Origin of the sequence: Shewanella indica (assembly GCF_033842865.1) — a bacterium.
Taxonomy (GTDB): Bacteria; Pseudomonadota; Gammaproteobacteria; order Enterobacterales; family Shewanellaceae; genus Shewanella; species Shewanella indica.
Map to the genome: position 1 here is coordinate 1,914,683 of NZ_JAWXXR010000001.1, position 24,835 is coordinate 1,939,517.

Genomic DNA, 24,835 nt, shown 5'->3' on the forward strand with positions numbered 1-24,835 from the left:
CCATAACCTTGGCTATGGCCGACTTGGTCACGCATCAAGGGCCGGCTTAAACATTGCCCTGCAAGAAGTCCTGCGCGAAACGCTGCAGCACACCACCGGCTTCATAGATGGTCACTTCTTCGGCGGTATCCAGGCGGCAGCGCACAGGTACTTCCACCGTTTCGCCATTGCTGCGATGCAGCAACAGGGTCAGAGTGGCACCGGGAGTGCGCTCGCCGAGAACGTCGAAGGTTTCTGTGCCGTCTATGCCCAGGGTCAGCCTGTCGGTCCCCGGGAAAAACTCCAGCGGCAACACGCCCATGCCTATCAAGTTGGTTCGGTGAATGCGCTCGAAGCCTTCGGCCACAATGGCCTCGACTCCGGCCAGACGCACGCCCTTGGCGGCCCAGTCTCGGCTGGAGCCCTGGCCATAGTCTTTACCGGCTATGATGCACAGGGGTTGCTTGCGCTCCATGTAGGTTTCTATCGCTTCCCACATGCGTACCTGTTGCCCTTCGGGCTCGATACGGGCCAGCGAGCCCTGGATCACCTTGCCGCTATCGTCCTTGACCATTTCGTTGAACAGTTTGGGGTTGGCAAAGGTGGCCCGTTGGGCCGTCAGATGGTCACCCCTGTGGGTGGCGTAGGAGTTGAAGTCTTCCTCCGGCAAGCCCATCTTGGCCAGGTATTCACCGGCGGCGCTGGATGGCAGAATGGCGTTCGATGGCGACAGGTGATCTGTGGTGATGTTGTCACCCAGTACCGCCAGTGGTCGCATCCCCTTGAGTGCACGTTCACCGGCCAGGGCGCCTTCCCAGTAGGGTGGACGACGGATATAGGTGCTCATTGGGCGCCAGTCATACAGAGGGTCGACCCCATCACCGTATTCCACGGCGATATTGAACATGGGCTCATACACCTTGCGGAACTGCTCCGGCTTGACCGACGACTTGACTATGGCATCTATCTCTTCGTCGCTGGGCCAGATGTCCTTGAGGGTTACGGCGTTGCCGTTCTGATCTGTGCCGAGTGGGTCTTTCTCTATGTCGAAACGCACAGTCCCTGCAATGGCGTAGGCCACAACCAAAGGTGGCGAGGCCAGGAATGCCTGCTTGGCATAAGGGTGGATTCGGCCATCGAAGTTACGGTTACCGGACAATACCGCGGTGGCGTACAGATCTCTGTCGATCACTTCCTGCTGGATTTTGGGATCGAGCGCGCCGCTCATGCCGTTACATGTGGTACAGGCGAAGGCGACTATGCCAAAGCCCAGCTGTTCCAGGTAAGGCAATAGCCCAGCCTCGCGCAGATAGAGATCCACCGCCTTGGAGCCGGGGGCCAGAGAGGTCTTGACCCAAGGCTTGCGTACCAGGCCTTTTTCCACTGCGTTGCGGGCGATAAGACCGGCAGCAATCACGTTGCGTGGGTTACTGGTGTTGGTACAGCTGGTGATGGCGGCAATGATCACGGCGCCGTCCGGCATCAGGCCTTCTTGCTGCTCTACCTTGCCGGCAATGCCTTTGGCGGCCAAGTCGCTGGTGGCCAAACGGGCATGCGGGTTGGAAGGACCGGCCATGTTGCGCACCACGGAGGAGAGATCGAACTCCAGTACCCGCTCATATTCGGCGCCTTCGAGGCTGTCGGCCCACAGACCCGTGGTCTTGGCATAGTTTTCCACCAGCGCTACCTGGTCGTCATCACGGCCGGTGAGGCGCAGATAATCTATGGTTTGCTGATCGATATAGAACATGGCGGCAGTGGCGCCATATTCGGGAGTCATGTTGGAGATGGTTGCCCTGTCACCCAGGGTCAGGCTGGCGGCGCCTTCACCGAAGAATTCCAGATAGGCACCCACCACCCGCTCTTTACGCAGGAATTCGGTCAGCGCCAGCACTATATCCGTGGCGGTAATGCCGGGAGCGGCCTTGCCGGTCAGCTTGACGCCGACTATGTCCGGCAGGCGCATCCAGGAGGCGCGGCCGAGCATCACGCTTTCGGCTTCCAGACCGCCCACGCCTATGGCGATCACCCCAAGGGCATCCACGTGTGGCGTGTGGCTGTCGGTGCCGACACAGGTGTCCGGGAAGGCAACGCCGTCGCGACTCTGGACCACGGGGGACATTTTCTCCAGGTTGATCTGGTGCATGATGCCGTTGCCGGGCGGGATCACATCGACGTTTTTAAAGGCTGTCTTGGTCCAGTTGATAAAGTGGAATCTGTCTTCGTTGCGTCTGTCTTCAACGGCGCGGTTTTTCTCGAAGGCATCCGCTTCAAAGCCGGGGTGTTCCACCGCCAGAGAGTGATCCACAATCAGCTGGGTCGGCACCACAGGGTTAACCTTGGCCGGATCGCCACCCTTGTCGGCGATGGCATCACGCAGACCGGCCAAGTCAACCAGTGCTGTTTGGCCGAGAATGTCGTGACACACCACCCGCGCCGGGAACCAGGGGAAGTCCAGATCCCGTTTGCGTTCGATAATCTGTTCGAGGAAGTCGTTGAGCCTGCCGGGCTCGGCGCGGCGTACCAGGTTTTCGGCCAACACCCGTGAGGTGTAGGGCAATTTGGCATAGGCTCCGGGGCTGATGGCCTCGACTGCGGCGCGGGTATCGAAATACTCGAGGCTGGTGCCGGGCAGGGGAATTCGGTAATTGGTATTCATGAGTTCTGTCCACTGAGAAGCAACTGCAAAAAGAGCCGGGCCCCTGCTTAATTGGGTGCCCGCTCTTGCTCATTCATCTGGCGGCCCTTTGGCCACCGCCGGGATCAACGCTCGCTGAGAGGCGTCACCTTGCGTGGCTCAACCCCAACATAATCGGCACTCGGGCGGATAATGCGGTTGTTGGCGCGTTGCTCCATCACGTGCGCGGCCCAGCCGGTGAGGCGGGAGCAAACGAAGATGGGGGTAAACAGCTTGGTGGGGATCCCCATGAAGTGATAGGCACTGGCGTGGAAGAAGTCGGCGTTACAGAAGAGTTTCTTCTCTTCCCACATCAGGGCTTCACAGGCGACAGAAACGCGATAGAGGCGATCATCACCGTATTCTTGCGCCAGCTTTTCCGACCACTCTTTGATGATCACGTTGCGGGGGTCTGACTCGCGGTAGATGGCGTGACCAAAGCCCATGATCTTCTCTTTGCGCTCCAGCTTGCCCTTGAGCACTTCGCGGGCATGGTCTTCATCGCGCATATCCTGAATCAGCTCCATCGCCGCCTCGTTGGCGCCGCCGTGCAGAGGGCCGCGCAGTGAGCCAATGGCGCCCGTGATGCAGGAATGCATGTCAGACAGGGTAGAGGCGCAAACCCGGGCGGTGAAGGTAGAGGCGTTGAATTCGTGCTCGGCGTAGAGGATCAGTGACACATCCATAACCCGGGCGTGCAGGGCCGATGGGGCTTCGCCGTGCAGCAGGTGCAGGAAGTGGGCGCCTATCTGGTCGTCATGGGTTTCTGTGTCTATACGCACGCCGTCATGGCTGTAGCGATACCAGTAACAGATGATGGAAGGAAATGCCGCCAGCAGACGGTCGGCCACTTCACTCTGCTCGGAGAAATCTTTTTCGGTTTCCAGGTTACCCAGCATGGAGCAACCGGTACGCATAACGTCCATAGGATGGGCATCGGCCGGGATCCGCTCCAGCACCTCTTTCAGTGCCTGTGGCAGGCCGCGCATGCCTTTGAGTTTCTGACGATAGGCCGCCAGTTGCGTTTCGGTGGGCAGTTCGCCGTAGAGGATCAGGTAGGCCACTTCCTCGAAGCTGACGTTTTCGGCCAGATCTTTGACGTCATAGCCGCGGTAGGTCAGGCCTGAGCCGGACTTACCGACTGTGCTCAGTGAAGTTTCGCCTGCGCTTTGGCCGCGTAATCCGGCGCCGCTCAGTTTCTTGTCAGTCATAATGCATTCCCTCTTCCGTTACACTCTTGTCAATTTTGTTGGCCAGCCATGGCTGGTCTGGTATGCGGTTGCCTTTTTCAGCGCTCTGGGGCGCTGTGTAGGGTGGCAACCCCGGGTGTTTCTTGGGGCAAACCCTGTAACCGGCGCATCTGCGCCGGTCAATCATCCCTGGATTCAGCCGTTACTTTTGGCTGAACAGCTCATCGAGCTTGGTTTCGTAGTGGTGGTAGCCGAGGAACTTATACAGCTCTTCGCGGGTTTGCATGGCATCGACCACATTGCGTTGATGACCGTCGGCCATCAGTGCCTGCATCACTTTCAGGGCGGCCAGGTTGGCGGCGCGGAAGGTGCTCAGTGGGTAGAGCACCATGTCGGCTCCGGCTTCGGCCAGTTGTTCCTTGTTGAACAGTTCTGTCTTGCCGAATTCGGTCATGTTGGCCAGGATTGGGGCGTTGACGGCCGCCTTGAATCGACGGTACTGATCCAGCTCGGTCAGCGCCTCGGCAAAGATCATATCGGCCCCTGCCTCGATATAGGCCTGGGCGCGTTCGATACCGGCATCCAGTCCTTCCACGGCAACCGCGTCTGTGCGGGCCATGATGACGAAGTTCTCATCTGTGCGGGCATCCACGGCAGCCTTGATACGGTCAACCATCTCTTCGGTGCTGACCACGGCCTTGTTGGGTCTGTGACCACAGCGCTTCTGTGACACCTGATCTTCCATATGCACGGCGGCGACACCGGCCTTTTCAAACTCCTTGATGGTGCGGGCAATGTTGAAGGCGCCACCCCAACCTGTGTCTATGTCGACCAACAGCGGCAGTTCGGTGGCCGATGTGATGCGGCCGGCATCGATCAGTACATCGTTCATTGAGGTCATGCCGAGATCCGGCAGGCCGTAAGAGGCGTTGGCGACACCGGCACCGGAAAGGTACAGGGCCTGAACACCGGATTGCTCGGCCATCAGGGCGAAATAGGCATTGGTGGTTCCCACGATTTGAAGTGGCTTGGCCTTGGCCAGAGCCTGGCGGAATCTGAGTCCTGCGCTGCGAGTCATCTGTTTGCTTCCTTATATTGAGTCCAGGGCGGCATGCTCCGCCTGAAGCTGTTTGAGTCTGAGTTCGGTATTGCGCCGTCCCTGTTCGATATGACGGCGCATCAGCAAGCCGGCCAGTTCGGCATCGCGCTGGGCTATGGCTTCGACTATGCGTCTATGCTCGGCGATGGCTTTGACCGGGCGGTTCTTATTGGTGCATTGATAGCGATACATTCTCAGTAGGTGATACAAGCCGCCGATCAGGGTTTCTTGCAGGTGCTTGTTACCGCTGGCGCGGATGATCTGGTAGTGAAAGTCCACATCACCCTCTTCCTGAAAATAGGTATCGCCTTCTGCCAGCGCCGCTTCCTGACGGGCCAGTAGTTGCCATAACTGGCTGAGCTGCTCATCGGTTATCCGTTTGGCGGCCAGTTCACAGGCCATGGCTTCCAGCGTGCTGCGCAGTTCGTAGAGGTCGTTGAGCTCGGCCACTGTCATGGCGGCGACTCTGGCGCCCACATGGGGGATGCGTACTACCAAGCGCTGACGCTCGAGGATCTGCAAGGCCTCGCGGGTTGGACCGCGGCTGATACCGTACTTGAGTGCCAGCGCCTGTTCGTTGATCTTGCTGCCGGGGGCCAGCTCACCCTTGATGATGCTGGTTTGAATTTGCACCAGAATCTGATCCACCAGGGTACTGCTCTTCTCCGAAGTGGTTTTATCGACGCTGTTTTTGTCCAACACAGGTGCCTGAGTCACTGGTTAAGTTTCGCTCGATTGTTGACTATGGTTCGACATTAGATGTGATCCAGGTCATTGTCAACAATCTGCTTACCTAGACGTAAGTCTAATATTTTGTGGTATTTGCTCTTTAAGTTTTTACTAAACAAAGCCTTAGCTATTATTTTAAAACTTGCTGTTAGCATGGGTTTACACTTGCTATTGCAACTATTGTCGACAATCTTGTTTTAAACAGTTTTCTTAATGGGCGACTGATAGAATGCTTCTTGTCAGCGGCAGGCAAGGAAAAGAGGGGGAGCTTGGTTGTTTTTCTGACTGTGGGCCGTTGAATAGGGAGCATGAGTCATTGCCAACCAGGTAAGGGCGGCTCTCCCGGAGTGAGTCGTCCGAGTGATGAGAGCGGCAAGAATGACAAGAGTGAAAAAAGTATGAGCGCAGAAATCATCAGCACAGCAAAACCGAATCGGATATTGATAAGCGCCTGTTTATTGGGGCAAGAGGTACGCTATGACGGTGGCCATAACTTGCTCAATGATGTCAGAGTGCAGCTATGGCAGGCCCAAGGACGGCTGGTGCCTTTCTGCCCCGAGTGCGCCGGTGGCTTGCCGACACCCAGAGCACCGGCCGAACAGATACAGGGACGAGTGCTGACCTGTGACGGTGAGGACGTGACCGAGGCCTTTGAGCTAGGCGCCGAGTTGGCACTGGCCAAGGCACAGCAACAGCAAGTGGTTGCTGCCATTCTCAAGGCCCGCAGTCCTTCCTGTGGCAAAGGCCGGGTTTACGATGGCAGTTTCTCCCGCCAACTTAAAGAGGGCGACGGCGTGACCGCCGCCTTGCTGATGCGCCATGGCATTCAAGTGTTCAGCGAGTTTGAGTTGGACGCCGTTGAGAAGTATCTGACTGAATGCGATAAAAGTGCTTGAGTCGAAATACTCAGTTTTAAAATAACAATGCCGGGCTTTAGACCCGGCATTGCTTTGTCTTCGACAATCACTGTCAGTGGCTTTTTTGTGCCAGCTTACGGTAGTCGTCGGCAGGTTGGTATTCGGCCAGTAGTTGATCGATTTGGGCATCCTTTTGTTGCCAGATGTCATTGAGCCAACGCTGAAACTCGACCCTGTACTCTGGTTCGCTGAAGTAGCGAACAGAATCCACCTGCGGCACAGGCAGAGCCTCAATTCGCACCACGATTTTGTGCACTTTACCCTGCATCACTGCACCGAGAATATCCTTGGGAGCATCGGGATAAACCACAGTCACGTTCAACAAGGCATCAAATTGCTCGCCCATGGCCGACAGGGTAAAGGCGATGCCACCGGCTTTTGGCCGCAGCAGGTGTTTGTAGGGGGATTTTTGCCTTTGTCGTTTGTCTTCGGTGAAGCGACTGCCTTCCACATAGTTGATGATGGAAGTGGGCAAGTCTTTGAACTTTTCACAGGAGCGCCGGGTTGTTTGCAGATCCTTGCCCCTGAGCTTGGGGTTCTTCTTCAGCTTTTCCGGGCTGGTACGGTTCATAAAGGGCATGTCCAGCGCCCAGCAACCCAGGCCCATGATGGGAACATACAGCAGCTCTTTCTTGAGAAAGAATTTCAGCATGGGAATGTTGTTGCGCAGGATATAAGTCTGCGCGGCAATATCAAAGCCACTGAGGTGGTTACTGATCAGTAGATACCAACCATCCGGCTTGAGGCTTTCAAGCCCCTGAACATCCCATTCGACCTTGGCTATTAGGTGCAGTATACCGCCATTGCAACTGGCCCAGGCCCACATGAAATGGTTCATTAGCCGGGTCATGGCGATACGGCCACTCTTCCAGGGCAGCAACAATTTGAACAGGCCGCCGATACACACCAGCGAGCCCCAAACGGCGGTGTTAATGATCAGCAGGCTCAGGCTGAGAATAAACAGCACTGGCCCGGGCAGGAAGTGTAACATCAGGAGTCCCCTTGAGAATGGTTTGCCTTGGCGGCCAGTCGCTCCAACACCTCATCCTTTTGCTGCCAGAGGGCGTTCAGCCGCTCCTGGAAGGCTTGTTTGAACTGGCGATCATTGGCGTAGTCACCTCGCATCCCCGGGTCTATCTCCTTGACCTCCAAGTGGAGATAAACCTCGGGCAAACGGCCGCTGATATAGTCCCAAAAACTGGGGATCTTGCCGGGGTAGTAGATGGTGACATCCACCAGTTTATGGATCTGTTCGCCCATGGCCGACAACGCAAAGGCCATGCCGCCGGCCTTGGGTCTTAGCAGGTGTTTGAACGGTGAGTTTTGCTTCTGGTGCTTGCTGGGCTGAAAGCGGGTACCTTCGACAAAGTTCATCACGCTCACCGGCTTGTGCTTGAATTTGGCACAGGCCTTACGGGTAATTTCAATGTCTTTGCCCCTGAGTTTGGGGTTCTTTTTCAACTCGGCCGTGCTGTAACGTCGCATAAAGGGGAAATCCAGCGCCCACCAAGCCAGCCCAAGTACCGGGACGTAAATCAGCTCTTTTTTCAGGAAGAACTTGAGAAAAGGGATCCGCCGATTGAGCAGTCGCTGCAGGATCAGAATATCGACCCAGCTCTGGTGGTTGGCTACCACCATATACCACTCCTGCTCTGATAGCTCCGGAAGCTCATCTATATGCATCTTCAGCGGATGAAACAGCTTTTCTATGCCGCCGTTAACACTGATCCAGGCACTGGCGCAGATGTCCAGAAAGTGGCTGCATAGGCGTTGCAACGGCTTAATGGGAAGCAGTTTTAACAGGCTGCCCAGTAGAATTGGCAGGCTCCAAAACAGGGTGTTGATAACATAGCCGCTAAAGGCAAGACAACCTCGGATCAAGGACAACTTGGGCTCCCTCAGGATCATAAAAAAGAAAAATCGACCGACTATGTTAACCGCAGTCGCCACCAGGCTTCAATCTTAAGCTGGCGTTAACAGGGAGTTAGGGCCTGCTTACTTAACCCTGAAATAGTTGACTTAACCAATATCAGAGGCATAAGTTGCGCCATCTGTTCTTTGCTCTGTGTTGAAGATGACTTGCAATGCAGTGTCTTCCAGTATTTTTCTGAGCCTCTTTCAGTATGTTGCTTTGTGGTGAAACAGCGCCTGTATCTTCAAATCCCCGGCGCATTTTTGGTGGAAGACGGTTGACTGTCAAGCGCAACACTGATGGCGGTAAATGGGACAATCGGCGCCGTTATAGGCTAGGACGGCACGGTGATTATGGCTGGTTAATTGATAGTGGCTTGTAGGCCGGGCAAATACTTTGGTCCAGCTGCTTGACTCTGGAGCTTACTCCAAGCTTTACACTCCTTGGCAATAGCAAACGGCCCGGATAGTCACATTTGAGTTCCGCGGCATCATTTGAGCCATAGCGCGAGGCACAGTTATGAGTCATTCCTGTTGTGATCCCAAATCTACTCCCGAGACTGTGAAGGCGGGGGCTAAGGACCCGGCAAATTGCACAGATAGCCAGATAGCCGGTAATGCCGTTGGTCATTCCAACGAGCATTCTGGCTGTTATTCAGCTTGTTGCCATGATCATCATGAGTCCCATCAGGCCGACTCTGCTACTGAAATAAACACTGCCCGGCTTGCTCAAGGCGAGCAGCATCAGTGGCAAATCCTCGGTATGGATTGTGCCAGCTGTGCCCGTAAAGTCGAAACTGCGGTTTCCAGGGTGAGCGGTGTTTGCAGCGCCAGGGTGGTATTTGCCACCGAAAAGCTGCTGGTGGAACTGACGCCCGGCGTTTCACCCCAAGGCATAGTCGATGCTGTGTCTGCGGCCGGCTTTAAGCTTAAGCAGCAGACCCAAGCAGGTAAGGAAGGCCCAAAACCCGGCTCGGCGAGCCGGCTTGGCAAATACTGGCAACCCAAATACTGGCAACCTTTGTCACTGGCACTGTTAATGCTGCTGGCGGCTCTGGCGCCTGCGAGTATCAGCACCAGTCTGTTCACTCTGGCTACAGTTTGGGGGTTGTTGCCTATTGCCCGCAAGGCCTGGGCCCTTATTCGCAGCGGCACCCCTTTTGCCATTGAAACCCTGATGACTGTTGCCGCCATAGGAGCCTTGTTACTGGGCGAAACGGCCGAGGCGGCCATGGTGTTGCTTCTGTTTATGCTCGGTGAGCAGCTCGAATCGTTTGCGGCCGGTCGCGCTCGCGCCGGAGTCAGCGCCTTGATGGCATTGGTGCCGGATAAGGCATTGAGGTTGCAAGATGGCCAGAGGCAAGAGGTGGCCGCATCAGAGTTGCGCCCGGGCGATATTATAGAAGTTGCGCCTGGGGCGCGCCTACCTGCCGATGCCGAACTGCTTGATGCCTTGGCGGCATTTGATGAAAGTGCCCTGACAGGAGAATCTATCCCGGTCGAAAGGATTAAGGGCGAACGGGTCGCCGCCGGCTGCCTGGCAGCCGACAGGCTGGTAAAAATGCAAGTTGTCTCCGAGCCCGGCAGTAACGCCATAGACCGCATCCTGCATTTGATTGAAGAGGCCGAAGGGCAGAGAGCACCGATAGAGAGATTCATCGACAAGTTCAGTCGCTGGTACACTCCAGCCATCATGCTGCTGGCCGTGATGACAGTGCTGTTGCCGCCTCTGCTGTACGCCGAACCTTGGGAGCAATGGATCTACCGTGGCCTGACACTGTTGTTGATAGGTTGCCCCTGCGCCTTGGTGATTTCGACGCCGGCGGCGGTAACCTCAGCGCTGGCGGCCGCAACCCGTCAGGGAGCCTTGATTAAGGGCGGCGCGGCATTGGAAGCACTGGCACATGTCGATACCGTCGCCTTCGATAAGACCGGCACCCTCACAGAAGGTAAACCTGAAGTCACCTTGGTGGAGAGCCTCACAGAGCAGGATGCGACCAAGTGGCTCAGGGTGGCCGCCGCCATTGAATTGGGCTCACACCATCCCCTGGCACTGGCGATAGTCAATCATGCCAAAGAGCAGCGGCTGGAACTGCCAGGCGCAGAAGCTATTCGGGCTTTACCCGGGATGGGCGTTGAAGGACGAGTCGATTCGCAAAACTGGCGACTGTTGGCCCCTTCAAGGCTGCCAAACCTAGCTCCTGAGTTGCTGCAACGCGTCACAGAACTGGAACAGCAGGGGCAAACCCTGGTGGTACTGTGTGATGCCGAGCGGGAGCTACTTCTTCCTGTGGCCATTATTGCCCTCAGGGATCAGCTGCGCGTCGAGGCCGCCGAAGCCATAGCCAAGCTACGCCGTCTCGGTATCGACAGCATAATGCTGACCGGTGACAACCCAAGAACCGCCAAGGCGATTGCCGAGGAGCTGGCCATCGATTGGCGCGCCGGGCTGCTGCCGGAAGATAAAGTTTCTGAGGTGGCGGCATTGGCCAAGCACCGTAATGTGGCCATGACAGGAGATGGAATTAACGATGCCCCGGCAATGAAGCGAGCCAGTATTGGTATTGCTATGGGCGGCGGAACCGATGCCGCGCTGGAAACCGCCGATGCGGCCCTGACCCATAATCAGTTGGGAGGGGTGGCGGCAATGATCCACTTAGCCAGGGAAACCCTGAGCAATATTCGCCAGAACATAGCTTTGGCGCTGGGGCTGAAGGCGATTTTTCTGGTGACCAGCTTACTGGGGATCACCGGCCTCTGGCTGGCGGTGATGGCCGATACCGGCGCAACTGTGTTGGTAACCGCCAACGCCTTGAGACTGCTTAGAAAGCGCTACTGAATGTATTGGCGTTGATAACAATAAAAAAAGAGGAAGGTACCCGTAGACCTGAGCCCCTTCCTCTTTTAAACGGACTCAGGTCATGCCTTGGAGCATGCCATTAGGGTGTAGAGCTTGCCCTCAAAGGTATTGCTGCTGGGCCATACTGCAGTGTCTATCCGCTGAATATTGTTGAAGCCGCACTCGTTTAACAACTGCAGATATTCCTCATCTTGCCAAGCCTGCATCCGGCTGCCGAATCGCGTCACCTTGCCGTTTTCTTCAATCACCCAAAACAGTGTGGAACTGGTTTGGAGTGCCTCGTCCCAAGCATGCTCCGTCAGCAGCAAGTGGGGAGCATCGAGAAATAGGCCTTGTGAATGCCTTTGCCAGCTTGGCTCAGCCTGTCCCTGCCGTTTGACTTCATCAAAGCTGTGAACTTCTACAACAAGCTTGCCATTCGGCATCAGCCAGTTTGCACAATGCTTGAGTAAGTTCTTGGCATCCGCTGCGCTGAAAACATTCAGCTCACCGAAGGTCATCATGATGAAGTCAAACTTCTTGGTCGGCCGGTAGCTTCTGACATCCTGCAGTTGATAGTCGATATTCAGTCCAGCCGCCTGCGCTTGTTGTTGGGCGTAGGTTATAGAGGCTGGTGAGAAGTCGACGCCGGTGCAGCAAAAGCCGCGCTTTGCCAACAATTGAGTGTAAAAGCCGGGGCCACAACCCAGATCCAGCACTTGTGCGCCAGGAGCCAGTTGGCTGTAGAGCCAATTCACCTGGCGCTCAATCACCGCCAGTTTTCTACTGGCCCAATCGTGCTCCTGGCAGAGGTGGTTTTTCAGCATTCGCTGGCTGAAATCGGCATTATTCCAGGGAATTTTGCTTTCGTTCGGCGACAGCCTTATTGGCAAATGCTGGCTGATTAGCTTATTGATATTCATACATTTCCTTGCTTTTCTAAAGCTTACTTGTGTATGCGGCCTGTCATTTTGGTAAAGTTGAACCACTGGCCGTTTTCGGCGGCCATCATCTCGCGATCCCGTACGGCATAAGGGTTGTCGCATGCCAACCACTCCTGCCATGCCTGGGTGCACTGCCCGCTCTCTTCGCACTGCTCCATCTGTAAAAATGCGCTCTGTTGCCAGAGTTGCATCCACCAGTCGACGGTGAAAAAGTTCATCCCAGGCTGCCACCAGGGGGTCAGCTCAGGGGCAACGCTTTGCTGCAGTGGAAAAGGCTTTTTCAGCCCGGGCACCACTATGGCGACCTGGCCGCCCGGCTTGATAAAAGGGGCGAGGTGGGTGTCAAAAAACGCTGAACTGGCACCAAAGTAGTGGTAGGCATCGATAGACAAGACAGCATCGAAACTGTTTTCTGCAAATGGGGCATGTCCCGGCCGCATCTGGGTTACGTCAAAGTTCACTGCCGTGATCTTGTCTTTCACGCCTGCGGCCTTGAATCTTGCCTGATTGTCTTCGGCCGCTATCCAAAGATCCATAGCGGTGACTTCGAGGTTGAAGGCCTTTGCCAGATAGATGGAGGTGATGCCTGTGCCACAGGCCAAGTCCAGCACCCGCATCCCTGGTTGCAGTTGCAGTGACCGGCAGACTTCTTCGGCCAGCAGCAGGGCGTTGGGACCCATCATGTTGCTGTTGATATAGTCACGGGAAAATAGTGTATTCATCTTTCTTTCCTCAACGGTTGTCCAGTTGGGCGCGCACATTGTGCAAGCCGGTCGTGGTTATGCGATAGGGCTGACCTTTGACAGATTTGATCAGTTTTTTGGCTTTGAGCTTTTTGAAAATGGCGAGGGTACAGTCGCAAAGAACAAGCCCTTCGCGGCTATAACATTCAACGGCTGTGACGCGACCTGAAGTGTCGCGGAAATAACAAATGCGTCCGCCTTTGGCGAGGACGTGCAGGGTACGTTGTTCCTGACGGGATATATTCATACTGGAAAAACTCGATAATCATCATGAGCAAAACGTGCGGGCACTTGTCAGTGTCCACCTTTGATTTATGCGCATTGATAATCAGACCGACCTTGGAAGGTCAGTTAACTGATTATCTGATGATTACAATCTCCAGCATCAATGCCTCAATGAGAGTTGAAAGTAGCTTTACCGCTCAATTTTTACCACTAAGGATGTTAGGTGTAAATCAGCCGCTTGGGGAACTGTGATTTTAGGCTGTTTTTTGTGCAGGGTTATAACGGCAATACTAGGTCACTGATGAAGCTCATGTTTTGAATTGAAAGGCGCTCAGGTAAACGTGGGTTTATTCGTTTATCTGAGCGCCTTTGCATATTTGCTGCTTGGTTCAACTCTTAGGTTAAGTCCAGTGGGAACTACTCCTCGATTTGTTGGTGGCGGGTGAGGTACATAAGTATCAGCATTATCAGTACCAGCAATCCGGTTCCCATCAAGAGGGCGTAATCTTCCAGCTGGAGTATGGAGTAGAGTACACCGTAGAGACTTGCCAACATGGCGGCAACTATCGCTCCTTGGCGCCGACTACCACTGGCGCTGGCAACATACAGCGGAATGCTGAGCAGGGGAACCGTAGCTGCCACCAGATAAGCGGTTAAAAACAGCAGGTGTTCCGACAGCGACAGCAGTAATAGATAGAAGAGGCACATGGCACCACCCACCATCAGATACTGTACTGCGCTGAGGCGTGACTTGTTGCCCAGCTCGAAGATCAGCAGCAGTATGTAGGTCAGCAAAATAAAGAGTATGCCGTACTTGAGCGAACGTTCTATCTTGCCGTAGTGAGTCACGGGTTCGAACAGGGTAACACTGGCACTGATCTCGGTGAGATCCCGGCCATCACTGGCGCGGAACACCTGAGGGAAGTTGCGGCTCAGATGACTTATCTGCCAGTTGGCATCAAAACCTTCAGTGCTGAGATTACGGCTGGCGGGCAGGTAACCCTGAAAACTGGGATGTGGCCAATCGGCATGGATATCTATCTGGCTCAGTTCCGCCAGTGGCAGTACCTCCAAGCCCTCAGAACCTCTGAGGCTGAGCTGGAATGTCAGTTGGTATTCTCCTTGGCTCGGATCAAGCGCTATGGTGCGATGAAAGCCGCGGCTAAGGCCGCCTGTGTTATCCAGACCTGTACCTGACATCAAGCTGGGCATGCCTGGCTCACCAGCCAGATTAAAACGGCTGACAGTTTCAATAGCCTGGTTGGCTGAAACGCCGAACACCAAGCGCGCCTGGTTATAATCAAAGCCGAGTAGGCCTGGGATATTTATTTTAGGTAGTTCGAAGTCGGCCCGGCCTTTGATTTGTCCCAGATACACGAGTGACTGATAGATGCCGCGATGGCGGAATTCATGTTTAAGACCGGCATCCAGCGTCATGCCTTTGGGCAGGATCAAGAGTTCATCGCTGTAGACCTGACGACTGCGGTGTTGTTTGCCGTCGATATTGCTGTCGGAGATCACTTCGTAGCGAAATGGCAGTACCAAAACCGGACCGGCCAAGGTTTGGGCATCGCCCCAGGTATGGCCGATCTCACGCACCACTTGGCGATAGAGGCTTTCTCTATCCTGGCTGAGATCCTGGATCATTCCAAGTGGGATCAATGACAACAGACCAACCATGGCCACCGCAAATAGCTTAAGAGTTAACTTGGATTTGAGTTGAGGCAGCGCCGTGTGACCATTTTGTTTCTTCATTAGGCTTTTCAGCAGTAGATAAGCCCCGAAACCTATGGCTCCAAGCAAGGCCAGCGCTATTAGTATGAGGATAATTTGAAATATCATGAGGTATGTTCCTTTAACCTACTCGTGGCAGCATTAAAGCAGATTTGGCTGGAGATATCATGACAAGTCACTGATCAATAGTGGCAAAATTATGCCTATACCAAATTGGAGAAATATTGAATTAGGTTTACTTGAATAACGCCGACAAGTGAATGGTTTTACTGTCACATTTATTGTGACAATGTGGTCATGATTGAATCATCTATAATGAGTGTGAATCGATGCTGCAGTCATTTAAAATAACCGACCATGTGAATTGGTATGATGACTCTTATGAAGTACTTCTCTAAAGCTTGTTGGTTGCCGATTTTTTTCAGTCTGCCCCTGCATGCTGAACTGGCCGATTTTGACGACTATGGGCCGCTCAGGGTTTATGCCCAGTCTCCTCTGCAGTCCAGCAGTTTGACCCCCATGTTGCGTTCGGGCTTTTCCATGGCAAAGGGACAAAAAGAGTGGTATCTGACCGGTAATATGGCCAGCGTCTGGGCCGAGACAGAAGATTATCTGGCTGACTATTATCACAACTCTTTAACCGGTGGTCTCAAGTGGCAAATCGATGACCGTTGGATGTTGGACGCCAACTATACTTGGCGTTTCAGTGGTAACAACCATTTGGATTCACTGACAATGTGGTTTCACGATGCTTTCGGTTTTGATCAGAATGGTCGTGACCATCAGCCACGAAATCAGAATCAGATCTACTCCAAGCAACATAATGTGAATATCAGCGATTTTGGTGGTGAGACCCTAAACAATGCCTTCAACATTTATCTCGGGTATCAGTTGCTGCAGAATGAGCACCATGGCCTGTCTGTTGGGGGGAGCCTGTATTACAACTATGTGGGCTCGGGGCCTTTCGCCAATGAAAACTTTGAGCAGGCGTTGCAGCTGAATTACAGCTATCGCAACGGACGGCATAATTTCCATTCAACACTTGGCTTGAGTTTCCGTGAGGACGAAGAGGTACTGTCGGACATGCCTTATAAGTCCAATGCTTTGATGCTTGGGCTGGGTTATGAATATCGTGTTGGTCGTCATGGCTGGATGCTGGAGTATCACAGGTACGAAGGAATGACAGAAGCGGATGATGACTTCTCTGAAGCTTCAAATGAAGCTGTGCTGGGCTACCGCTATTATCTGGATCGCAGTGCTATAGAATTCACTGTGATTGAAAACTTCCTCAACATGGATAACAGCACGGATATCGCCTTTACTTTGGGCTATCGGCATATGCTTTAATTTAGCTGTGTTGAAACATAAGGCCGCTCATGAGCGGCCTTATCTATTTTGGGGTGAGATGGGTTACTCAGCCTGCTCAGCTTTGGCTTCCAGCGCTTCGACTCTGGCTTGCAGGGCTTCCAATTTTTCCCTGGTTTTCAGTAACACGTGTTGCTGCACTTCAAACTCTTCCCGGGAGACCAGATCCAGCTTCAGCAATTGGTGTTGCAGTACTTGCTTGCTGCGTTCTTCAAACTCACCGGCAAATTGCTTCAGCCCAGAAGGCAGGTTTTCGCTCAGCTGTTTGGCCATTTCTTCGATTTTCTTGGGGTTGATCATCTCTTTAATCCACTGGCAAGGTTTTAACTGATTGTAACTTATAGGCTGCATTGAACCCAAGGCTAACCTAAGGAAGATGCGAACCCGTCCCATGAGTGCTCTGCTTTGGCTTACAGACCTGGAAGCAAGAATTGGAGCTCAGCAAATGGCCCAGGTCCTTTGCCAGAAGTTTCCCTAACGGGATTTGGGGGCTGTCTCCGGCATTGATTCTGGTATGATCCCTGCTTCTAGAGTGTCCTTGTGTGAGATATCGATAACCCATGAAACTTAATCCTGCCCAGAATGAAGCCGTCCATTATGTTTCCGGTCCCTGCCTGGTATTGGCTGGCGCCGGTAGTGGCAAGACCCGGGTTATCATCAACAAAATAGCCCACCTGGTGCAGAAGTGTGGTTATCAGGCCAAGCATATTGCCGCAGTGACCTTTACCAATAAGGCTGCGCGGGAGATGAAAGAGCGGGTGGCTCAATCCATGGGCCGCAAGGAAGCCAGGGGACTGTGGATTTCTACCTTTCATACTCTGGGGCTGGAAATTATCAAGCGTGAACACAAGACATTGGGCCTCAAGGCCGGCTTCTCTTTGTTCGATGATCAGGACACCTTGGCGCTACTCAAGGAGTTAACCCAGGACGAGCTGCAGGAGGATAAAGATCTGCTGCGGGCGCTGGCGACCATGATCTCCAATTGGAAGGGGGGCTTGGTGATCCCGGATCACGCCCGCAAGATAGCCAAGGGTGAACAGGAGCAACTGTTTGCACTCTTGTATCAACGTTATGCCCAGCATATGAAGGCTTACAATGCGTTGGACTTTGACGACCTTATCCTGCTGCCAACTCTATTACTGCGGCATAATGCCGATGTCAGAGCCCGTTGGCAGGCACGGATCCGTTACCTGCTGGTGGATGAATATCAGGATACCAACACCAGCCAGTATGAACTGGTTAAATTGCTGGTGGGTGAACGGGCGCGTTTTACTGTGGTAGGCGATGATGACCAGTCCATCTACTCCTGGCGTGGTGCCAAGCCGCAAAACCTGGTGTTGCTGGGTAAAGATTTTCCCGAGCTCAAGCTTATTAAGCTGGAACAAAATTATCGCTCCAGTCAGCGAATATTACGGGCGGCCAATATTCTGATCGCCAATAATCCCCATGTGTATGATAAGTCGCTGTTCAGTGAGTTGGCCTATGGCGAGCCGCTGCGGGTACTGTTTGCTGCCAATGAAGAGCAGGAAGCCGAACGGGTGGTGGCCGAAATCATTCGCCATAAGTTCATGGGCAAGACCAGCTATGGGGAATACGCCATCCTTTATCGGGGGAATCACCAGTCCCGCTTGCTGGAACGGGCGCTGATGACCAACCGTATCCCCTATAAGCTCAGTGGTGGCACCTCATTCTTTGCCAGAGCCGAAATCAAGGACATCATGGCCTATTTGCGTTTGGTGGTGAATCCGGATGATGATAACGCCTTCCTGCGTATCGTTAACCTGCCCAAGCGTGGGATTGGCCCGGCAACCTTGGAAAAACTCGGGAATTTTGCCAACCAGAAACATATCTCCATGTTTGAGGCGATTTTTGCTCCTGAATTGAATCATCACCTGCCTCCGGCGGCTATGGGCTCACTCTATGAGTTTGGTCGCTTCATTGTCGATACCGGTGAAATCGCTCAGCGGGGTGAGGGAGTTGATGCTATCAAGCAGTTGATCCGCAAGATAAACTACGAAGATTATCTCTACGAGACCAGCACCAGTGCCAAGGCCGCTGAGATGCGGATGAAAAATATCTCCGAGCTGTATCGCTGGGTGACGGAGATGTTGGCCGGTGACGACCTGGATGAGCCCATGAGTCTGCCAGAAGTGGTTAATAGGCTGACGCTCAGGGACATGATGGAAAGAAACAATGAGGATGAAAGTGGTGATCAGGTGCAGTTGATGACGCTGCACGCCTCAAAGGGGCTGGAGTTTCCTTATGTGTTTATGGTGGGGGTGGAAGAACGAATTCTACCGCATCAGACCAGCATAGATGAAGATAATGTCGATGAAGAGCGGCGTCTGGCTTATGTTGGTATCACCAGGGCTCAAAAAGAGCTGTGGTTTATGCTTTGCCGTGAGCGGCGCCAATTTGGCGAAACCATGCGCTGTGAGCCCAGTCGCTTCTTGATGGAGCTGCCTCAGGATGACTTGGTCTGGGAAAATCGCAAGCCGCAGCAGAGTGAGCAGCAAAGGATGGAAACCGGTAAGGCTAACATCGCCAATCTGCGGGATATGTTCAAGAAGTAAGGGTTAGAGCCGGTTTCAAAACACGGCTTAGGCGCAAACTTGGGTTGCCGTATCTATGGGCTTGGTGCTGTTACCCTTGCTGCTGACTGGGTTCAAGCGATTCCCAAGAGCTTGTCCCTGGCCTGAGTTAAAGCCCATTTGTGCCAGTTGCTGTTTCTGCTCTTGGGTATTGATACCATCCAATACCAGCTCAAGTTCCAATGCACCAGCACTTAGGTTTATCGCTTTGAGTAAACGCCTGTGATGTGGGCTTTGCAGATGCGACACCAGGCTGGCATCTAGTCTCAGTACGTTGACCGGCAGGAAGGATAGGCTGATCAAGGGACTGTAACCACTGCCGTAACCTGTGATCCCCAGAGTGACTTGCAAACGTTTAAGCACTTCAAAACCATTGATATGGTTTTCCAAATCCCGTGACAGAGATTGTTCGTGGAAAAACAAACATAGGTCGGTAAGCGGGAACTGACAGTTCCTTAGGCAGTTTTTCAGGCTGCGAAGTGCATGTTTATGCTTGAGGTGCTGGCTACAGATGGCCAGATGTAATTTGGTGCCTGAGTTGAGTTGCAGCTTGGGAAGTTCACTGTTCAGCGCTTCGATTGCATATCTGTCCAGCTCCAGTTGTAAGTTGGCTTGCTCTGCCAAATTGGCGAGCTGTTGTTGTTTGATTTTACCGTGTTGTGGATGGGGCCAATACAGACGCACATCCAGGGCTTGAAGCTGCCCGGTTTTAAGATCCTGCACTGGGAAGTAATCGAGCTGGATTTGCTGGGTGTCCAGGGCGGTTCTCAACTCATTTTCCAGACTTACGTCTTGCATCAATTGCTGATGCGATTTTTCATCGAATACCACATAACAACCCTTGCCGCGGGTCTTGGCCATGTACATAGCAGTGTCGGCATCCCGCAAGATGGACTCACTGGTGTCATCCCTGTGATGGCCGCTGACGGCTATGCCGATGCTGGCGCCTGAGTTGAACTGTTTATCTGCTAGCTCATAAGGGCGTGACAGTTCCTTAAGGATCCGCTCTGCGACTTCTTTGGCATCGTCGGTTGTGCGTAATCCATCCAGCAAAATCACAAATTCATCTCCGCCCAGACGGGCGAGAGTGTCATTGTCGCGGATACAAAACTTGAGCCGACTGGCTGTTTCTACCAGAAACCTATCACCTTCCAGATGTCCTAGCGTGTCATTAATCAGCTTGAATCGGTCGAGATCGACGAACAAGAGTGCGAATTTATCTTGTAGATGACGGCGATTATGTTTAACGGCCTGGTTCAATCGCTCCATAAACATCAGCCTATTGGGCAGGCCTGTCAGGGCGTCGTGTTTGGCGTCGTGCAGCAGTTGTTGCTCAGCCTTACGGCGCTGGGAGATCTCTTTTTGCAACTCTTGGTTGGTGGTGGCCAGTTCACGGGTGCGTTCCAGAATCTTTTCTTCCAGTGCTTCGTTACTGCGTTTCAGTGCCTCTGTGGCCAGCTTACGTTCAATGGCTGTGGCGATATGCTGTGACACAAAGGTTAACAGTTCGAGATCCTTGAACTGGTAGTTCTGATGCATGCTGAAACTATAGATAGTCAGGGCACCGGCAATTTTGTCTTGAATAAATAACGGCACGCCGATCCACTGGTGCATGTTCTGTGTTTGATTCAGGTCAGGTGCCTTGCTGTAAATCTCTTTGGTGCACACCAGAGATTGGATATCGCTTTGATCCAGCAATACAGGACGTTTTAACCTGAGTAGGTATTCCACCAGTCCATCCATCAAGGGGCGACACTTGGGGGCGGTATCATTGAGTTGAGAAACATAGAAGGGAAAGTGCAGCTCAGTTGCGGTTTCATCCAGCAAGGCGATGTAACAGTTGTTGGCTGGTAGCAAATGGCAGAGAACCCGGTGCAGCTCGGTATAAAACTCGCGATCATCCAAGTTGGAGGAAGACAGTTCGGTTATCTCAAACAGGGACTTTTGTAGCCTCTCGGCTCGGCGTCTCTCATAAACTTCCTGTTTTAATCTACCATAGGCCTGGCTCAGCTCCTGGGTTCTTTGGCTGATGGCTTGTTCAAGTTGCTCATGATGCCGCAACCGTTCCATGACCCCTGCGATGTGATGACTAATAAAAGCCATTAATTCAAACTCCATCTCGCCGTAGGAACTGGCTGGGTTGTAGCTTTGCACCACCAAGACACCAATAGCTCTGTCATTTTGTATTATGGGTACTCCAAGCCACTGATGACAGGATGACCCTAGAGCTATGATTTCGCCGGCATCGGCCAGTTGTTTTGCCTTATGTTCGTCACAAAGCAGGGGGGTGGCAGTTCGCAACACATAGCCGGTAAGGCCTTGCGTTAAAAGTTGGGATAACTCTTGTCCTGGATAGAGTTCGGAAGGGTGGGAGTCTTTTTCATCGGAGAAAAATGGTAGCTCAAGATGTTGTTTCTGGGCATCAAGCAGAGAGATATAAAAGTTGTCGGCAGGGATCAGTTGCTTAAGACATAGATGCATGCCCTGATAGAAGCCCTCCATAGAAGTAGCCTTGTTGGCAATATTGGAGATTTCCAGCAGTGCATTTTGGGTGGCTTCGGCTCGTTTATATTTGGCCGCCAGACGTTTGAGTCTGGCAACTCGTTTTTTCAGTCTTGAGATTTCCAGAGCCGAATTCTGATGGAAAGCGTCATCCCTAAACATGTTATCCGCCGAGGAACAAAATGATAATAGCTTTGTATGGTTTTTAATCAAAGGATAGAAATAACATGAAACATAGTATTATCCAAGTCAATTTTTTGGCTGGTGTCGGATATTTGTTGTACTGTTTCAGTCAAAACTTGAGCAAACAACCGAAAAAAAGCAAATCAGGTGTAGACGTGGGGGGGAAATCCACCTACTATATGCGGCGCTGACACGGCGGGCGCCCATAGCTCAGCTGGATAGAGCGCACCCCTCCGGAGGGTGAGGCCGAGGGTTCGAATCCTTCTGGGCGCACCAGTTTGATTCAAGCGTGCCAGTCAGTGAAAGAAATATCAGTGGTGATTGTAGCTCAGTTGGTAGAGCCCCGGATTGTGATTCCGGTTGTCGTGGGTTCAAGTCCCATCAGTCACCCCACTTCTTTCGTGAAGCGAGTCGGCTTCAAATCTTACGGTGATTAGCGCAGCCTGGTAGCGCATCCCGGTTTGGGAACCAGAGTGGAGCAGAGGGTGACCCTCTTCCTATCAAGGTACCCAACAAAGCAATCTTACGGTGATTAGCGCAGCCTGGTAGCGCATCCCGGTTTGGGAACCAGAGTGGAGCAGAGGGTGACCCTCTTCCTATCAAGGTACCCAACAAAGCAATATTTCGGTGATTAGCGCAGCCTGGTAGCGCATCCCGGTTTGGGAACCAGAGTGGAGCAGAGGGTGACCCTCTTCCTATCAAGGTACCCAATAAAGCAATATTTCGGTGATTAGCGCAGCCTGGTAGCGCATCTGCTTTGGGAGCAGAGGGTCAGAGGTTCGAATCCTCTATCACCGACCAAATTTGATTTATCTGACTTTACGTCCGGTAAAAGCTGGAAAGTATTCAGCAACACAGTATTTCGGTGATTAGCGCAGCCTGGTAGCGCATCTGCTTTGGGAGCAGAGGGTCAGAGGTTCGAATCCTCTATCACCGACCAAAACATTTAAGCCCCTGAGAAATCAGGGGCTTTTTGTTTTTATCTTCATAGTTTCGAGCTTGTGATGACCTTAAAGATATTCTCATGGGTACAAGTGGAATTCAGTGATTAGCGCAGCCTGGTAGCGTATCCTGACTTGGAAACCAGAGTGGAGCAGAGGGTCAGAGGTTCGAATCCTCTATCACCGACCAAAACACTTAAGCTATTGAGAAATAAGGGGCTTTTTGTTTTTTAGCATTCAAAGCCTTCCTGTTTTTATCCTCAAGGTGCGCGAGTATCTTGGAGCTTCCCTGTTTCGACGGCTTAGCCTAAAACAAAGGCTCCCCGAAGGGAACCCTATATCTGTTACTCAACATTCACAGGTGGTGAAATAAAGCCTTGGTATGCTTGGGTCTTTAGTGGTGTAAAGCGCTCCAATTGCGCTTTTTCCTGGATGCCTGTCACTATCACATCGATTTCCAATCCTCGGGCTACGTTGACCAATGCCCGGCACAATTCGCTGTTGTGCTGATTTTCATCATATTGAGCAAAGGATTGGTCCAGCTTGACATAAGCCGGCCGCAGGCTTTGCAGATAAGACATGGAGCCGAACTGACGGCCGAAGTGGTCTATCCCTATGCTGGCGCCATTGTCGCGAATTATGATGCACAGCGCCTGGCAGGCGTCAATATCGGTATAGATGGCGGCTTCAGGTAACTCAAAGGCCAACCGGCTTGCGTGGCGGCTGTTACGCAGGAAGTGATTGAGCCATTCGTGGAACTTGGGATCGCTGATGCTGTGATGGGTCAGGTTAACCGCAATGGCTTCGGCATTCTTCTCCAACAACTCATCTTCACTGATCTTTTCAATCAGGCAGCGGTCGAGCAAGCTACCCAGAGACAATAGCTCGACATAAGGCATGAACTGGCCTGCATGCACCAGTTTGTCACCTATTTGCAACTGACAGAAAAGTTCCCGCTGCAGTATATTGTCAGATCCTTGATAGTGCACAGCTTGCCAACGGAAACGGAATTGTTTGCGGTTAATTGCGTCGGTAAGCTTATCGCGCCATTGTTCGCGGCTGAACAACTGCTGTTCGTTGGTCTCCAACCAGTGATAAACCTTGCCTTCCTTGAGGGCGATTTGCAGGGCGTTATCCGAGCGCGCCAGCAGCTCGGAACTGGTCATCTGCCCGATACGTTCGGCAATACCTATGGCGTAATCTTCATTGGGTTTACAACCCGCCTTGACCATTTCCTGGTTGGTTGTACGGATCAGGGTTTGTAGATACTTACTCAATTGTTCACGTTCAACATTGGTGATCAAGAAAGCAAATTCATAGGCGGCGATACGGGCAATGACAGATTCACAGATTTCGCCCAACTCATGCTGCAGTTTTTCTGAAAGCAGCTTGATGGTTTCGTCCCGTACCTGATAGCCATACTTGCTGTGGACTTCTTCGAGCCAGTCGAACTTGACCATCATCAGAGCGCCGCTGCCGGGTTCACCTAGCCAACCGCCAACGCGGCCCATCATATACTGACGATTAGGCAGGTTGGATACCTGATCCACCAGATTCTTTTTCCTGAGTGCAGTGACTTCTTCATCCAGAGAACTGAAAATTTTCTTCAGCTGGGCTGACATGCTGTTAAAGGCGTTGACTACATCCCTGAGTTCCAGGGTTTTAGGCAGCGGCATATCCGGGCCAAATTCCCGTTTGGCAATGCTTTTAGCGTGTTCGGCAATGGAGTGCAGCGGGCTGAGGATCCATGTCAGGCCCAGGCGTGCAAACAATATGGCGACCAAAAATAGAATTGAAAAGGCTATTAAGGTATGGCTCATAATGCGCCACAGTTCGTGGTAACCAAACCCAGGGTGTGCGGTAATTTCCAGTTTGGCCAGTTGCAGCCAACCTGAAGTAATGGTGCTTTCTTTACGCAAAGGGGTAAAGATCCCCAGATTGATAAACCATTGGGGAACATCTTCGATGCGGATATTGTTATTCCAGACCTGCTGTTTGCCATCAACCAGCCAAGTTAGCTTCACCTGTTGGTAATAGCCTCCCTCGAAGATGACATTAACCATGGTTTCTGCGGTGGCGAGATCACCGGCCTCCAGTGATGGAACCAACATCAATCCCAATGAATGGCTGACATTATTGAGGTCCGACTCCATCTGCTCGGTTAGAAAGTTCTGGGTCTCATTGAATTGCACATAGCCCACACTGGCGACAACCAAGAGAAACAGCCCAAACAGTAACGAGTATATCTGTCGAAACAGTGTCATTG

General features: G+C 52.7%; 17 protein-coding genes, 4 tRNA genes and 1 pseudogene. 9 read left to right on the plus strand and 13 right to left on the minus strand.

What is annotated here, in order from left to right; genetic code table 11:
- Positions 1-46: 46 nt before the first annotated feature.
- The 4 genes from acnD to SIL79_RS08900 all read right to left on the minus strand — a co-directional run bounded on the left by acnD (position 47) and on the right by SIL79_RS08900 (position 5,647).
- On the minus strand, positions 47-2,638 hold the full coding sequence (gene acnD, locus SIL79_RS08885; RefSeq protein ID WP_101095971.1) for a Fe/S-dependent 2-methylisocitrate dehydratase AcnD: 2,592 nt from the start codon (positions 2,636-2,638) through the stop codon (positions 47-49).
- 104 nt (positions 2,639-2,742) lie between these two features.
- Positions 2,743-3,867, minus strand: coding sequence for a bifunctional 2-methylcitrate synthase/citrate synthase (prpC, locus tag SIL79_RS08890; protein ID WP_025889866.1), 1,125 nt, complete (start codon positions 3,865-3,867; stop codon positions 2,743-2,745).
- 181 nt (positions 3,868-4,048) lie between these two features.
- Complete coding sequence (gene prpB, locus SIL79_RS08895; protein ID WP_025889867.1) at positions 4,049-4,924, minus strand: methylisocitrate lyase; 876 nt, start codon at positions 4,922-4,924, stop codon at positions 4,049-4,051.
- Between the two features lie 12 nt (positions 4,925-4,936).
- Entirely contained in the window at positions 4,937-5,647 is a 711-nt protein-coding gene (locus SIL79_RS08900) for a GntR family transcriptional regulator (RefSeq protein WP_208622114.1), read from the minus strand.
- A 425-nt stretch (positions 5,648-6,072) separates the two neighbouring features.
- Here SIL79_RS08900 and SIL79_RS08905 point away from each other — a divergent pair, with 425 nt between their 5' ends.
- On the plus strand, positions 6,073-6,570 hold the full coding sequence (locus SIL79_RS08905; protein ID WP_144361378.1) for a DUF523 domain-containing protein: 498 nt from the start codon (positions 6,073-6,075) through the stop codon (positions 6,568-6,570).
- Between the two features lie 73 nt (positions 6,571-6,643).
- Here SIL79_RS08905 and SIL79_RS08910 read toward each other — a convergent pair whose 3' ends face one another.
- Both SIL79_RS08910 and SIL79_RS08915 read right to left on the minus strand, forming a co-directional pair.
- Positions 6,644-7,582, minus strand: coding sequence for an acyltransferase (locus SIL79_RS08910; protein WP_144361377.1), 939 nt, complete (start codon positions 7,580-7,582; stop codon positions 6,644-6,646).
- Positions 7,582-8,478 (minus strand): acyltransferase, encoded by an 897-nt coding sequence (locus SIL79_RS08915; RefSeq protein ID WP_260852967.1) that lies wholly within the window; start codon positions 8,476-8,478, stop codon positions 7,582-7,584. Before SIL79_RS08915 ends, SIL79_RS08910 begins: the two co-directional genes overlap by 1 nt.
- Positions 8,479-9,022: 544 nt before the next feature.
- On the opposite strand from SIL79_RS08915, the gene SIL79_RS08920 reads away from it, so the two are divergent.
- On the plus strand, positions 9,023-11,341 hold the full coding sequence (locus tag SIL79_RS08920) for a zinc/cadmium/mercury/lead-transporting ATPase (RefSeq protein WP_319619162.1): 2,319 nt from the start codon (positions 9,023-9,025) through the stop codon (positions 11,339-11,341).
- 80 nt (positions 11,342-11,421) lie between these two features.
- Here the strand turns inward: SIL79_RS08920 and SIL79_RS08925 are convergent, their stop codons facing one another.
- The 4 genes from SIL79_RS08925 to creD form a co-directional block, all read right to left on the minus strand.
- Positions 11,422-12,264: a class I SAM-dependent methyltransferase gene (locus SIL79_RS08925; RefSeq protein WP_071476424.1), complete on the minus strand. Its 843-nt coding sequence runs from the start codon at positions 12,262-12,264 to the stop codon at positions 11,422-11,424.
- A gap of 23 nt (positions 12,265-12,287) precedes the next feature.
- Positions 12,288-13,007 (minus strand): SAM-dependent methyltransferase, encoded by a 720-nt coding sequence (locus tag SIL79_RS08930; RefSeq protein WP_234556651.1) that lies wholly within the window; start codon positions 13,005-13,007, stop codon positions 12,288-12,290.
- A gap of 10 nt (positions 13,008-13,017) precedes the next feature.
- Positions 13,018-13,275, minus strand: a complete 258-nt coding sequence (locus tag SIL79_RS08935) for a YjhX family toxin (protein WP_039035376.1) — start codon at positions 13,273-13,275, stop codon at positions 13,018-13,020.
- A gap of 395 nt (positions 13,276-13,670) precedes the next feature.
- Entirely contained in the window at positions 13,671-15,092 is a 1,422-nt protein-coding gene (creD, locus tag SIL79_RS08940; protein WP_071476437.1) for a cell envelope integrity protein CreD, read from the minus strand.
- 276 nt (positions 15,093-15,368) lie between these two features.
- Here creD and SIL79_RS08945 point away from each other — a divergent pair, with 276 nt between their 5' ends.
- Positions 15,369-16,334, plus strand: coding sequence for a DUF3187 family protein (locus SIL79_RS08945; RefSeq protein ID WP_101095981.1), 966 nt, complete (start codon positions 15,369-15,371; stop codon positions 16,332-16,334).
- A 63-nt stretch (positions 16,335-16,397) separates the two neighbouring features.
- Here SIL79_RS08945 and ubiK read toward each other — a convergent pair whose 3' ends face one another.
- Entirely contained in the window at positions 16,398-16,652 is a 255-nt protein-coding gene (gene ubiK, locus SIL79_RS08950) for a ubiquinone biosynthesis accessory factor UbiK (RefSeq protein ID WP_025010065.1), read from the minus strand.
- Positions 16,653-16,912: 260 nt separating this feature from the next.
- Here ubiK and rep point away from each other — a divergent pair, with 260 nt between their 5' ends.
- The gene (gene rep, locus SIL79_RS08955; RefSeq protein ID WP_071476428.1) at positions 16,913-18,925 is read left to right on the plus strand and encodes a DNA helicase Rep; all 2,013 of its coding nucleotides are present in this window, start codon (positions 16,913-16,915) and stop codon (positions 18,923-18,925) included.
- A gap of 27 nt (positions 18,926-18,952) precedes the next feature.
- On the opposite strand, the gene SIL79_RS08960 is transcribed toward rep, so the two are convergent.
- Positions 18,953-21,607 (minus strand): sensor domain-containing phosphodiesterase, encoded by a 2,655-nt coding sequence (locus tag SIL79_RS08960; protein ID WP_052248223.1) that lies wholly within the window; start codon positions 21,605-21,607, stop codon positions 18,953-18,955.
- Between the two features lie 220 nt (positions 21,608-21,827).
- On the opposite strand from SIL79_RS08960, the gene SIL79_RS08965 reads away from it, so the two are divergent.
- From SIL79_RS08965 to SIL79_RS08985, 5 genes and pseudogenes are all read left to right on the plus strand, one after another.
- Positions 21,828-21,904: transfer RNA gene (locus tag SIL79_RS08965), tRNA-Arg, on the plus strand.
- A 41-nt stretch (positions 21,905-21,945) separates the two neighbouring features.
- A tRNA-His gene (locus tag SIL79_RS08970) sits at positions 21,946-22,021 on the plus strand.
- A 331-nt stretch (positions 22,022-22,352) separates the two neighbouring features.
- Positions 22,353-22,429: transfer RNA gene (locus SIL79_RS08975), tRNA-Pro, on the plus strand.
- A gap of 62 nt (positions 22,430-22,491) precedes the next feature.
- Positions 22,492-22,568 (plus strand) — tRNA-Pro (locus SIL79_RS08980).
- Positions 22,569-22,670: 102 nt separating this feature from the next.
- A pseudogene (locus SIL79_RS08985) lies at positions 22,671-22,759 on the plus strand.
- Between the two features lie 154 nt (positions 22,760-22,913).
- Here the strand turns inward: SIL79_RS08985 and SIL79_RS08990 are convergent.
- Positions 22,914-24,833, minus strand: a complete 1,920-nt coding sequence (locus tag SIL79_RS08990) for a bifunctional diguanylate cyclase/phosphodiesterase (protein ID WP_319619165.1) — start codon at positions 24,831-24,833, stop codon at positions 22,914-22,916.
- Between the last annotated feature and the right edge of the window lie 2 nt (positions 24,834-24,835).

What these genes read in the sequence shown, in the direction of transcription:
- SIL79_RS08990 (WP_319619165.1), bottom strand. Translation starts at nt 24,833, where the DNA reads ATGACACTGTTTCGACAGATATACTCGTTACTGTTTGGGCTGTTTCTC.
- rep (WP_071476428.1), top strand. Translation starts at nt 16,913, where the DNA reads ATGAAACTTAATCCTGCCCAGAATGAAGCCGTCCATTATGTTTCCGGT.
- SIL79_RS08905 (WP_144361378.1), top strand. Translation starts at nt 6,073, where the DNA reads ATGAGCGCAGAAATCATCAGCACAGCAAAACCGAATCGGATATTGATA.
- SIL79_RS08945 (WP_101095981.1), top strand. Translation starts at nt 15,369, where the DNA reads ATGAAGTACTTCTCTAAAGCTTGTTGGTTGCCGATTTTTTTCAGTCTG.
- prpB (WP_025889867.1), bottom strand. Translation starts at nt 4,924, where the DNA reads ATGACTCGCAGCGCAGGACTCAGATTCCGCCAGGCTCTGGCCAAGGCC.
- SIL79_RS08960 (WP_052248223.1), bottom strand. Translation starts at nt 21,607, where the DNA reads ATGTTTAGGGATGACGCTTTCCATCAGAATTCGGCTCTGGAAATCTCA.
- SIL79_RS08935 (WP_039035376.1), bottom strand. Translation starts at nt 13,275, where the DNA reads ATGAATATATCCCGTCAGGAACAACGTACCCTGCACGTCCTCGCCAAA.
- SIL79_RS08930 (WP_234556651.1), bottom strand. Translation starts at nt 13,007, where the DNA reads ATGAATACACTATTTTCCCGTGACTATATCAACAGCAACATGATGGGT.
- SIL79_RS08925 (WP_071476424.1), bottom strand. Translation starts at nt 12,264, where the DNA reads ATGAATATCAATAAGCTAATCAGCCAGCATTTGCCAATAAGGCTGTCG.
- acnD (WP_101095971.1), bottom strand. Translation starts at nt 2,638, where the DNA reads ATGAATACCAATTACCGAATTCCCCTGCCCGGCACCAGCCTCGAGTAT.
- SIL79_RS08920 (WP_319619162.1), top strand. Translation starts at nt 9,023, where the DNA reads ATGAGTCATTCCTGTTGTGATCCCAAATCTACTCCCGAGACTGTGAAG.
- SIL79_RS08910 (WP_144361377.1), bottom strand. Translation starts at nt 7,582, where the DNA reads ATGTTACACTTCCTGCCCGGGCCAGTGCTGTTTATTCTCAGCCTGAGC.
- ubiK (WP_025010065.1), bottom strand. Translation starts at nt 16,652, where the DNA reads ATGATCAACCCCAAGAAAATCGAAGAAATGGCCAAACAGCTGAGCGAA.
- prpC (WP_025889866.1), bottom strand. Translation starts at nt 3,867, where the DNA reads ATGACTGACAAGAAACTGAGCGGCGCCGGATTACGCGGCCAAAGCGCA.